Raw genomic sequence first — 10,261 nt, 5'->3', positions numbered from 1 at the left:
CCCTCCCCACACTCGGTGGGGGGGTTGGGGTTGGGGGGGGGGGGGCGGGGCCGGGGGGGGGGGGGCCTCGCCCCCCCCCGCCCCGGGGTGGACCGCGCCGGTGGTGAGCCGATCAGGCGTTGTGCTCCTGGTGGACGCCGCACCAGGGGGTGTCCTCGCCCTCCTCGGAGTGGGCGATCACCTCGGGCTCGTCGGCGGCGGTCTCCTGGTGGACGCCGCACCAGGCGACGTTCGACGCGGCGTGCGCGACCACTTCGGGCTCGTCGGCGGCGGTCTCCTGGTGCACCCCGCACCAGGCGACGTTCGACGCGGCGTGTGCGACGACCTCGGGAGTCTCCTCCGCGGGGGTCTCGGTGGTCTCCTCGTTGGGCTCGACGTTCTCGGCCATGTTGGTCCTCCATACGACGGGCGTTCGGGACGACGGGCGGCAGCGGTTCGCCGACCGGCAGGAAGCTAGGAGGAGGGGGTTCGGCACCGGTTCATGGCCGGTTGGGCCGTGGTGAAATGCCTGGTGGGGGTGTGGGGCGCTGCCTGTGGTCGTCGAGCGGAGAAAGTGGCGGAGGCGACCGGGGGTGTCGCTTCCCGTCGGTGCGGAGTGCCGCACCCGGCACATCAGGGCGTCGCTCACTGGAGTAGGGCAGCCGAGTTCGGCGCCCCGGCGGGCGATGTCGAGGACCTCGTCCGGGGACATGAACATGCCGTGGCCGGGCGGGGCGGTCTGGGCGGTCGAGCCACATCACGACATCGCTCACAGGACTACGGCGGGACCGCAGAGGCATATCAGGGCACCGCTCACAGGAACACGGCGGGACGGCCGAGGCACATCAGGGCACCGTTCACAGGACTACGGCGGGACAGCCGAGGCACATCACGGCCCCCGTCAGCGAGGCCGGGCGCGGCCGGCCGCATACCGGAATCCCACCAGGCCCCAACCGGCGGGCAACCGGTCGTTCCTACGCTGACCGCCGCACACCCCGCGACCGCGAGAGGACGCCTCCGTATGGACACCGAGCCCGTCGTCACGGCCGCGCCGTCCGCCCCGCCGGCACCGGCACGAGGGCAGCGGCTGCCGGAGCCGCTGGGGGCCGGGTTCCTGGCCCGTCCGGAGGAGACGCTGGCGGAGATCCGGGAGACGTGTCCCGTGGCCCGGATCAGGACGCCCGCCGGACGGCCGGCATGGCTGGTGACCCGTGCCGAGGACGTGCGGGCCGGATTCCTCGACCCCCGGCTCTCCTTGAGCGGCGGCCACGTCCCGGACCCGGACGTACGCCGACGCGCCCTGGACGTGACGCTGGTGAACTACGACCCGCCGGACCACACGCGGATCCGCCGTCTGGCGACGCCGGCGCTCACCCCGGCGCGCATGGCCGCCCACCGCGAACGCATCGAGCTCAACGCCGTTGAACTCCTCGACGCGGCGGACGCGGCGCGGGGGCAGGGACCGGTCGAGCTGATGGACGCCTTCGCCCGCCCGTTCGCCTTCCGGTCGCTGTGCGAGGTCTTCGAGGTGCGCGAGGAGGAGCGGGCCGCGCTGTACGAGCCGGTGGCACTCCTGGCGGACAAGGCGGGGTGCTCCGCCCGGGCCGTCGAGGAGAGCGTGGCCCGGATCGACGCGTTCGTCCGGGGCGAGATGGGCCGCCGCACAGCCTCTCCGGGCGACGATGTCGTCTCCCGCGTCCTGGTCGCGTGGCACCAGCAGGGCGGCGCGACCGAGGACGAGGTCGCCTCCCTCCTGGCGATGCTGTTTCTGGCCGGCTTCGACAGCACGGTTCAGGCGATCGGCATGAGCCTGGTGGCGCTGCTCGGCCACCACGACGTACAGGAGTCCTTGCGCCACGAGCCGTCGAGGATTCCGCGCGCGGTGGACGAGTTGTTGCGCTGGGACACCCCGGGCCCTTTCAGCACCAAGAGGGTGGCGCTGGAGGACGTCCGGTTCGGCGACACGGTCATTCCGGCGGGCAGCGGTGTCCTGCTGTCCGTGGCCGCGGCCAATCACGACCCGCGCTGCCACGCCGACCCCGGCACGCTGGACCCGGGCCGCGGTTCCGCCGCACGCCACCTGTCCTTCGGCCTCGGTCCGCACTACTGCCCCGGATCGGCACTGGCCCGCCTTGAGCTCACGGTGGCCCTGACGGCGATCCTGGGCCGCTGGAGCCGACTGGAGCCGGCGGTACCGCTGAACGAACTGACGTGGGGCGGCGGCTATTTGCACCGCCGACTGGCGGCGCTGCCTGTCCAGCCGGGCAGCCGGGCCTGAGGAGCGAGAAGCCCCCGGCCGGCATTCAGCTCGCACCCACCGGCAGCCCCGTGAGGCGTCCGCGAAACCCATGGGTGTGCACTTCGATTCGGCGGCGCGGGACGTACGTGAGTACTCCTACTCAGGACAGAGACCGTCGCCGACACCACACTGAACCGGTGACGAGAACCGGTACGGGGCGTGGGCGGCGCGGTCGTGGCGTGGGCTGTCTGGCCGTGGTGGCGAGCGCGGTCTTCGGCCTCTACTGGATCAGCCCCTTGCACGACCCCGAGAACACCGGCCGCGCACGGGCCGACGCCGCCCGTCGTGCGGCGACCGTGGAGGACGCGCTGCACGCCAACTTCAGCTCGCCTTTAGGGGGATTCAGCCGCAGCAGTGAGCCCGTCCTCGACCGTGTGGCGGAGCGCTTCGGCGGCACGTTGATCGACGTCCGAACCCATACCGGCGGCGGGCGCCGGGACTTCGATGTGCTGATGTCCGTACCAGGTGCCGCCGTCCCGAAGTTCAGCTTCGACGCCGATGAGTCGACCAAGGTCCTGGTCTGTTACGAGTTCTCCTGGCAGGGATATGTGCACACGATCAAGCACAGGGTCGTGGATTGCCCGAAGGAACTCGCGGCACCGTCCGGCGGTCTCCGCTCTCAGGACGACATGGGGAGTCTCGCGTCGCGCATCACGCAGCACGGCTCGTCGACACCGGCCAACTCTCCCTCCGCCACGGCGGCCGTCGAAGCCACACTGCGCGAGGCCGACGCCCCCTCCGACGCGCGGCAGTCGATCACCGTCAGAAACGGCATCGTGGTCTTCACCGTCGGCTCCACCCACTCGTGCGTCTTCGGCGTCCTGGACTCCGAGGGGCTGTATGCCTGGCAGGCACCATGGGGAGCGCGCTGCACCACGGGAGGCGCATACGAGGGGTACGCACTCACGGAATGGCCGCCGATCAGTGGGTAGCCTCACGACTGTCCTGCTCGCGATGGCCGCTTCTCCCCCGTCTCACTCCGTGTTCCTGACCAACTCGGCGCCTCCGGGAGGGTGGTGGCGCGGCGTCTCAGACCGGACGGACCGGGATGGGAGCGGGGCCGCGCATACGGTTCAGCAGTTCGCTCTCCGCGGCGCCCGCCTCCTGGTCGTCCCACGTGTCCGAGAATGGCACCGTTCGCAGACGGCGCCCTTCCGGGTCCAGTACCTCACCGGCGTGTTTGAGCTGCCAGAGCGTCATGGCCCGGTCCGCGATGGTGAGTTCGGGGAACCGCTGCGCCAGCGCCGCCTCGAACGACTGGACGTCCCCCATGGAGCGCAGCCACGCCGTGACCATGAGGTTGTGCGGGCCCGACAGCGTCGCGCACAGGCGGGTTTCCCGCATCCCCGAGAGCTGGGCCGTGATCCTGGCGGTCTCCGCGGCGGGGGCGATCCCCCACAGCGTGGCACTCACCGGCCAGCCGGAGACGGAACGGGCGGCCTCGCAGCGGTACGAGATCGCCCTGGCCGCGTCCAGCCGGTCGAGCCTCCGCCGGACCGTGGTCGGGCTCAGTCCGCTGCGCTCGGCCAGCCGGGCGACGCTCTGCCGGCAGTCCTGCGAGAGCAGCAGGATCAGGTCCAGATCGGACTGGTTCAGGATCGCGCCCCGCGTCGGCAGCTCGCGGTCCGCGCGCAGCATGCCCCGGCGTTCCTCGGCCAGCCGGTCCAGTCGCCAGCGGCTGCCCTCCGTGTGGAGCGCCGTGGCCAGTTGGGTGCGCGTCGCGGCGATCCCGTCGAGCCCGCTCAGGCGAAAGCCCACGTAGCGGGCGAGCTGGGCCTGGGAGCGGAAGACGGCGGTGAGCAGCAGGTCCCGCGCCCCGGTCGTGTGCTCGATGTTGAAGAGCGGAGGGTCGTCCAGGATCCGCTCGCACACCTGGTGGAGTTTTCCCGACACGCAGTCGACCTCGATGAACGCCACGATCAGTTCGCCGATGAGCGCGGGACTGGGGTGACAGCCGAGCCAGGCGAGGCCGGACTCGGTCAGCCGGGCCCAGCGCCGGGCGGCCGTGGTCGCGTCCACGTCCAGTGCCGCGCCGATCCGCCGCCAGTCGGCCCGGGGCGCGTGCTGGAGGGCCGTGATCAGGAGATAGTCCAGCTCGTCCAGCATGTCCGCGCTTCCTTTCCGTACGACGGCGGATACCTGCAAATGATCATGGATGAATGGCTGATGCCGTCGTTCCGAGACCGATGCGTGCCCGCCCTCGCACGATACCGGCCATGTTCCAGCACTCAGACGCCGCCGCTCTCCTCGCCGACCTCACCGACCTCCGCCGTCGGCTCCACCGTGATCCCGAGATCGGCCTGCACCTGCCACGCACCCAGGAGAAGGTCCTCGCGGCCCTGCAGGAGCTCCCCCTGGAGATCACCCTGGGCAAGGACCTGTCGTCGGTCACGGCCGTCCTGCGGGGCGGCAGGCCGGGTCCCGCCGTACTGCTGCGCGGCGACATGGACGCTCTGCCGGTCCACGAGGACACAGGACTGCCGTACGCCTCCGAGAACCCCGGTCTGATGCACGCCTGCGGCCACGACCTGCACACCGCTGGCCTGGTGGGTGCGGCGACGCTCCTCGCCGCCCACCGCGAGGAGCTCGCCGGAGACGTCGTGTTCATGTTCCAGCCCGGCGAGGAGGGCGACGGCGGCGCCCGCATCATGGTCGAGGAGGGAGTGCTGGACGCGGCCGGCGAACGGGTCGTGGCCGCCTACGGCCTGCACGTCTTCTCGACCCAGGTCCCCATGGGCACCGTCACCACCCGCCCCGGCACCCTGCTGGCCGCCAGCGACGCGTTCGACGTCACCGTGATCGGCCGGGGCGGACACGGTTCGATGCCGCACCTGACCCGGGATCCCGTGGCCGCCGCCGCCGAGATGGTGACCGCCCTTCAGACCCGGATCGCACGCGAGATCGACGTCCAGGACCCGGCAGTGATCACCGTGGGTACCTTCCACGCGGGCACCGCCCGCAACGTGATCCCCGACATGGCCGAGCTCGGGGCGACCGTGCGCACCTACTCCGAACCGACCCGCGACCAGGTCCAGGGCATGGTCGAGCGCACCCTCCAGGGCATCGCGCGGGCCCACGGTGTGGACGTACGGCTCGACTACACCCGGCAGTACCCGGCCACCGTCAACTCCGCGGACCAGGCGGCCTTCGCCCTGGAGACGGCGCTCGACCTCTTCGGCCCGCACCGGGTGTTCGAGACACCCCGTCCGGTCTCCGGGTCCGAGGACTTCTCGTTTGTGCTCGACGCGGTGCCCGGCGCCTTCCTCGCGGTGGGCGCGTGCCCACCCGAACGCGATCCCGCGACCGCGCCCGTCAACCACTCCCCGCAGGCGGTGTACGACGACCGGGTGCTGCCCGACCAGGCGCTGCTCCTCGCCACACTCGCCGTGCGCGCCCTCGACCGCCACGCGGCGGGGGGCCGGTCCGTATGACAGAGACCTCCTCCCCCTCGCCGGAGGAAGCCCGCCACGGCCAGGACCCGGCCGCGCCCACCTCCGTCACCGCTGTCGTGGGACTGCTCGTCCTCTTCGAGCTGATGAGCGGGTTTCTCCAGACGGGGATCACACCGCTCCTGCCCGAACTCGGCGAACACCTCGGGATCGGGGACTCCACGCTGAACTGGATCGTGTCGGTCCAACTGCTGGCCGGGGCGGTGATGGTGCCGGCCTTCGGCCGGCTCGGCGACCTGTACGGGCATCGCCGGATGCTGCGTGTCGCCATCGCCGCGGTGGCCGTCGGCACCCTGCTGGTCGCGCTCGCCCCCGGCTTCCCGGTCCTCCTGCTCGGGCGGGTCTTCCAGGGCGCGCTCGTGGCGCTCCTCCCGCTCGAGATCGCTCTGGTCCGCGACCGGCTCCCGGTCGATCAGGCTCGGCGGGCCATCGCGCGACTGGTGGGCGCGCTGACGCTGGGCAGCCTGCTGGGCGCCGTGGTCATGGGCGCGACGGCGAAGGCCGTCCACAGCGTCCAACTCGTCCTGCTCGTACCGGCGTTCTTCGCGCTGCTGTGTGTGCCGGTGAGCTTCCTCTTCATCCCGGAGAGTGTCCCGCGGGCCGTCGGCCGACCCGACTGGCCGGGCGCGGCTCTGCTCGGCCTCTCGCTGCTCTCCCTGCTCGGCGGTGTCTCCCGTGTGGACCACGACGGCTGGCTGTCGGCGGGCGTTCTCCTCCCGCTCTTCCTCTTCGCCGTCCTGATCTGCGCGTGGGTGCGCAGGGAACTGCGGTGCGCGGCACCGCTGGTGGACCTCAGGGCCATGAAGGGCCGTGGCGTGGCCCGGCTCTATCTGGTCTCGTTCTTCTTCGGTGTCATGTACTTCGGCAGCCAGTCGCCCAACGCGACGTTCCTGGCCGCCGATCCCGCGACGGACGGTTACGGGTTCGGGCTCACCGCGCTGGACATCTCACTGGTCAGTCTGCCCGGGGCCGTCGCGGCGCTGCTCACCTCCGGCTGCACCGCCTTGATCGCCCGGCACCTGGGCTACCGGGGCACTCTCATGACCGCCTTCGGTCTCATGGCGGCCGGCTTCCTCGCCTTGGGCTGTCTGCACGACACGGTGGTGGAGGTGGCGGCTGCCGTTGCGGTCTGCGGCGCCGGTATCGGCGCGGCGCTGGGTGCCATGCCCACCGTCATCGTGGAGGCCACGGAGCCGGAACACACCGGCGTCGCCTCGGCGCTCTACAACAACGTGAAGACCGTGGGAGGAGCAGTCTCGGGCGGCGCCGTCGCCTCTCTGCTGGCATCACACACGAGGCCCGGCGGGACCACGCCGTACGAGGGCGGATACACGGCGGTCTGGCTGCTGTGCGCCGTGTGCGGGCTCGGCGCGATCGCCGCGGTGGCCGGGCACGGCACGGGCGGCGGGAGGGTCTCGGCACTCGGGCTCCTCCGTTCGGGACGGACGGGCCGGCGATCAGCGCCCGCAGTACGCCTTCGGGGATCGACTGAACCCCCGGGACGACGGCTGGGTGACCAGTCAGGCAGTAGAGCAGTGCTGCGGGCCGTTCGGTCGGGGAGCAGGCGCCGAGTGCGCGTCAGGATCGCGGGTCGGGGTCGGAGTCGGGGTCGGGGTCGGTACGAACAGCGGAAGCCTGCGAGAAGTTGACGGCGGCCACGACCTCAGGTGGGCGCACATATCCGGCAACGCTCTCCACGCGCACGACGAGCGCCAGCGGTGACCTCGTGTCGTACGCCTTCGCCAGCTTGCGGATCTCGGCGCGGGCGAAGAGCTGGGTCGCTCCCGACGTCGCCAGGGTGTCGCAGCCCGCGATCATGACGAGGCGGCTTCCGGCCGCGAAGGGGTTGCGTGCCAGCAGGACGATCGCGTGGTCCACACGTGTCGTCGCGCCGCTCTCCGACTCCCCGTACTCCTCGCTGCCTTCCGCGCCCACGATGCGGTAGTCGTCGGAGAACTGCCGGAAGGAGTAAGGGGCGTTGAGCCGGTCGGCCATCAACTGCCAGACTCCGTTGTGTGCCGGCCCGCCGATCACGACCAGGTTCTCCTCGGCGTCCGAAGCCATGGTGAACGCCCTGGCCCTGACCGTCACGGCCTCGTGCAGCCGCAGATCCTGGGAGAGAAACTGTCGCAGATTCATGGCGGCGAGGGCATCGGCCTCATGGATTTTCGGATACGCGGACGACGCCCGGCCGGACTCCCCCACGACCACCATCACCCGTCGGCCGCGGTCCAGCCGCCACACACGCGCGGCCGGAACCTTCGTCCGGTAGTAGTGCACAAGGGCACGGCCCAGCCAGCCGACGGCGAACGCCAGCAGCGAGGCCACGAGGTTGACCGTCAAGTCCTCCCCCACGACCGCCCCCCGCCGTCGCCCGCACCCGCCCCTGCGTCTCGACCAGCAGTCTGCACCACGGAACTGGCCGAGGAGCAGGGATCGGCCATCCGCGGAACAAGGCCGCGTTCAGCGGCAGCGCCCAGCGGACGCCCACCGAGAACAGCAGCGGGGCCGCCCGTGGGGGCCCCGCGATCACGCGGGGTCGGCCGACGCGCGCACCGACCCCATGACAACCGATTCGGGGGCACCCCAAGACCTGCTCCCGGTAACTGCCGGGCGCTGTTTGAGTGGTGGGGTCAGTGCTGTGTGGGGTCAGTGCTGTGCGGCGACCATCCTTTCGATCTCCTTCAGCACGAGCTCGGGACGGTCCTTCGGGACGTCGTGGGAGCTGCCCTTGGCGGTGACGAGCGTTCGGTGGGGCCCGTCCTGCACGAACGAGGCGGCGGCGTCCCGCCAGCGCTGAGCGTCCTCGGGAGAGCCGTCGAACGGGGTCTTCTCCGAGACGATGACCGTTGCCGGCACTTCGTTCGGCCACGCGACCTTGTGATAGGCCTTGTTCGTCGCGACGAAGCTCGCCGCGGTGGAGATGAGCTGGCGGTTCTGCGGCTTGTCCGGAGCCTTCTTCGCCGCGTTGACCTGGGGCCCGCTGAGTGCCACGAGGCGGGCGATCTCCTCATCCGTGAAGAGGGGCGGCAGGTTGGCGTCGACAAGGACCGCGCCGGACAGCACCTGCGGGTTGTTCTTGGCGAAGTAGGTCGCGACCTCGCCGGCCTGGGAGTGGGACACCAAGGTCACGTTCTTGGTGACTCCCAACTGCCGCAGCCCCGACTCGAGGTCACTGACGGCACTCTCGACGCTCCACGGACCGGGCACCACGTCGCTCTTGCCGAGTCCGGCCCGGTCGTAGGTGATGACGGTGGCGCCGGTGGCGGCGTGCAGCCTGGGGACGAGGTCCTTCCAGTAGGAGGAGTCCTCGCCGCCGCCCGAGTCCAGGACGATGACGGAGCTGTCGCCCTGCGTCACGTGGAAGGCCAGACGGTGACCGCCGTTGTCGATCATGTGCAGCTCCGTCGTGCCCGCCCGGCCCGTCCCCGGGGAGGCGGACGAGGTCGTGGACGGCAAGGTCGAGTGGCGGGAAGCGGAGTCGTGGTCGCCGCAGGCCGTGAGAGCGCCGGCAGTCAATGCCGTAAGAGCGAGGACCGACAGGGCACGGTTCACGAACCGGCGGCTGGGCGTAGCGCGGGACATGCTGATCCTTCGGACGAGGGGTGTCGGGCTGTGGCATCCATCATTCGGTGAATCGATTCATCACAGAATCCGGCTGGCACGCGTGTCGGTGATGCGGCTGACGCGAGTGAGAGCGGTGGGGTTAACCCCCGCAAGTGATCACGGTCTCGTGGTACGCGGGGGCTGCCTGCCGCTGCCGGCCAGGCCTCGGCCGAAGAACACGACCGCCAGGCGTTTCACGTCTCGGCACGTCGTGCCGTACGGCCTCCTGACGTGACCACCGCCTGCCGGTTCCCGGCGGCTACTTCGGCTGGAACCTGGACGCTCTGGACGACTGCCTGATCGGCGGCTGGGGCGCCTCCACGCCATTCACCTGCGCTGGGGTTCCTCGGCTCCAACGCATCTTCGGGCAGCCGCAGGCCGGCGGCTGCCGCCAAGCCTCATCGGGTCCCGCGACGGCGCGTCGCGCACCGCTCGCACGTTGAAAAGGGATACAAGCGCTTCTTTGCGAGCGGAGAGCAACGCTTGTCCCATGCCCTTGATCGCCGGTACGCGAGTCGGCTCCGCTCCGGGGGTGTGAGCGGGGCCGACGAGTGCGGGGGCGGTTCAGGGCTGCGGTTCGGCTGCCGTTCCGTCCGGCGTGTTTCCGTTGCCGCGGTTGGGCGGCAGTGACGGCGGCCCGTCCCTCGACCGGCCAGGCGGTTCGCCCGATGCCGGCTCCGGCGGCAGCGGGGGCAGTCCCTGCTTCACGCGCAGGCATTCGGCGTCGGCGCGCCGCAGGGCTGCCTTGGCCTCCGTCGTGACGCGTTCCGTCCGCCATGTCGAGGCTCTTGGAGACGCTGCTGATGGGCGCCTGGGGGACGATCAGCCTCTGGGCCTAGGTCGTGTCCGCAAAGTCGCGTCGTCCGCCCGGCGGGCGGGCCCGGCGGCGTCATGGGGGGTCCCCCCTGCTCGAGCGGAGCCGAGAGCT

Annotated in this window: 9 protein-coding genes; 5 read left to right on the top strand and 4 right to left on the bottom strand. The window is 71.2% G+C overall.

What is annotated here, in order from left to right:
- Nucleotides 1-112: 112 nt before the first annotated feature.
- The gene (locus ACFXGX_RS09790) at nucleotides 113-388 is read right to left on the bottom strand and encodes a hypothetical protein (protein WP_384787301.1); all 276 of its coding nucleotides are present in this window, start codon (nucleotides 386-388) and stop codon (nucleotides 113-115) included.
- A 612-nt stretch (nucleotides 389-1,000) separates the two neighbouring features.
- On the opposite strand from ACFXGX_RS09790, the gene ACFXGX_RS09785 reads away from it, so the two are divergent.
- Nucleotides 1,001-2,257 (top strand): cytochrome P450, encoded by a 1,257-nt coding sequence (locus tag ACFXGX_RS09785; protein WP_384787298.1) that lies wholly within the window; start codon nucleotides 1,001-1,003, stop codon nucleotides 2,255-2,257.
- A 158-nt stretch (nucleotides 2,258-2,415) separates the two neighbouring features.
- Nucleotides 2,416-3,210, top strand: coding sequence for a hypothetical protein (locus ACFXGX_RS09780; protein WP_384787295.1), 795 nt, complete (start codon nucleotides 2,416-2,418; stop codon nucleotides 3,208-3,210).
- A gap of 97 nt (nucleotides 3,211-3,307) precedes the next feature.
- Here ACFXGX_RS09780 and ACFXGX_RS09775 read toward each other — a convergent pair whose 3' ends face one another.
- A complete protein-coding gene (locus tag ACFXGX_RS09775) occupies nucleotides 3,308-4,384 on the bottom strand; it encodes an Lrp/AsnC family transcriptional regulator (RefSeq protein WP_384787292.1) in 1,077 nt (358 codons plus the stop codon).
- A gap of 110 nt (nucleotides 4,385-4,494) precedes the next feature.
- On the opposite strand from ACFXGX_RS09775, the gene ACFXGX_RS09770 reads away from it, so the two are divergent.
- Together ACFXGX_RS09770 and ACFXGX_RS09765 are read left to right on the top strand one after the other, a co-directional pair.
- Nucleotides 4,495-5,709 (top strand): M20 family metallopeptidase, encoded by a 1,215-nt coding sequence (locus tag ACFXGX_RS09770; RefSeq protein WP_384787288.1) that lies wholly within the window; start codon nucleotides 4,495-4,497, stop codon nucleotides 5,707-5,709.
- Entirely contained in the window at nucleotides 5,706-7,376 is a 1,671-nt protein-coding gene (locus ACFXGX_RS09765; RefSeq protein ID WP_384787285.1) for an MFS transporter, read from the top strand. The genes ACFXGX_RS09770 and ACFXGX_RS09765 overlap by 4 nt, the downstream gene beginning before the upstream one ends.
- On the opposite strand, the gene ACFXGX_RS09760 is transcribed toward ACFXGX_RS09765, so the two are convergent.
- Both ACFXGX_RS09760 and ACFXGX_RS09755 read right to left on the bottom strand, forming a co-directional pair.
- Nucleotides 7,306-8,082, bottom strand: a complete 777-nt coding sequence (locus ACFXGX_RS09760) for a hypothetical protein (RefSeq protein WP_384787282.1) — start codon at nucleotides 8,080-8,082, stop codon at nucleotides 7,306-7,308. The two genes, ACFXGX_RS09765 and ACFXGX_RS09760, sit on opposite strands and share 71 nt — an antisense overlap.
- A gap of 294 nt (nucleotides 8,083-8,376) precedes the next feature.
- Nucleotides 8,377-9,312 carry an alpha/beta fold hydrolase gene (locus tag ACFXGX_RS09755; RefSeq protein ID WP_384787279.1) on the bottom strand — a complete coding sequence of 312 codons (936 nt, stop codon included), beginning with the start codon at nucleotides 9,310-9,312 and terminating at the stop codon, nucleotides 8,377-8,379.
- Nucleotides 9,313-9,575: 263 nt separating this feature from the next.
- Between ACFXGX_RS09755 and ACFXGX_RS09750 the strand changes: the two genes are divergently transcribed.
- On the top strand, nucleotides 9,576-9,776 hold the full coding sequence (locus tag ACFXGX_RS09750; RefSeq protein ID WP_384787571.1) for a barstar family protein: 201 nt from the start codon (nucleotides 9,576-9,578) through the stop codon (nucleotides 9,774-9,776).
- The last annotated feature ends 485 nt before the right edge of the window (nucleotides 9,777-10,261 follow it).

Origin of the sequence: Streptomyces sp. NPDC059371, from assembly GCF_042751995.1 — a bacterium.
GTDB lineage: Bacteria > Actinomycetota > Actinomycetes > Streptomycetales > Streptomycetaceae > Streptomyces.
Note: the sequence above shows the minus strand (reverse complement) of the source record. Positions and strands in the feature narration are given on the sequence as shown.

What these genes read in the sequence shown, in the direction of transcription:
- ACFXGX_RS09785 (WP_384787298.1), top strand. Translation starts at nt 1,001, where the DNA reads ATGGACACCGAGCCCGTCGTCACGGCCGCGCCGTCCGCCCCGCCGGCA.
- ACFXGX_RS09790 (WP_384787301.1), bottom strand. Translation starts at nt 388, where the DNA reads ATGGCCGAGAACGTCGAGCCCAACGAGGAGACCACCGAGACCCCCGCG.
- ACFXGX_RS09755 (WP_384787279.1), bottom strand. Translation starts at nt 9,312, where the DNA reads ATGTCCCGCGCTACGCCCAGCCGCCGGTTCGTGAACCGTGCCCTGTCG.
- ACFXGX_RS09775 (WP_384787292.1), bottom strand. Translation starts at nt 4,384, where the DNA reads ATGCTGGACGAGCTGGACTATCTCCTGATCACGGCCCTCCAGCACGCG.
- ACFXGX_RS09765 (WP_384787285.1), top strand. Translation starts at nt 5,706, where the DNA reads ATGACAGAGACCTCCTCCCCCTCGCCGGAGGAAGCCCGCCACGGCCAG.
- ACFXGX_RS09770 (WP_384787288.1), top strand. Translation starts at nt 4,495, where the DNA reads ATGTTCCAGCACTCAGACGCCGCCGCTCTCCTCGCCGACCTCACCGAC.